This window comes from Streptomyces tateyamensis, from assembly GCF_003205575.1.
GTDB lineage: Bacteria > Actinomycetota > Actinomycetes > Streptomycetales > Streptomycetaceae > Kitasatospora > Kitasatospora tateyamensis.
In genome coordinates, this window is the sequence record NZ_PYBW01000304.1 from 1 (window position 1) to 385 (window position 385).

At 74.8% G+C, this 385-nt stretch carries 1 protein-coding gene; it reads right to left on the reverse strand.

The window, feature by feature from the left end; translation table 11 throughout:
- The coding region (locus tag C7C46_RS35650) for a DUF5753 domain-containing protein (protein ID WP_220040754.1) at nucleotides 1–385 on the reverse strand (385 nt) is incomplete at both ends.

Sequence of the window (385 nt, forward strand, 5' to 3'; positions counted from 1 at the left end):
CGGCCAGGTCCGGCTCGCGGAAGGAGAGCAGCGAGAAGGTGCCGCTCTCCACGCCCGCGCCGGCGAAGCCCAGCGGCATCACCTGGATCTCGATGCCCGGGTGCTCGGTCAGTTCCAGCAGCCGGGCCAGCTGACCGCGCATCACCTCGGGCCCGCCGCACGGGCGGTGCAGCGCCGCCTCGTCGATCACCGCGTAGACCGCCGGGGCCTGCTCGCCCTGCAGCAGCCGCTGGCGGCGCAGCCGCACCTCGACCCGCCGGTCGATCTCGCGCTGCGGGGCGGCCAGCGAGCCCAGTTCGACCACCGCGCGGGCGTAGGCCTCGGTCTGCAGCAGCCCGGGGACGAACTGCACCTCGTAGCAGGAGATGACGCCGGCCGCCTCCTC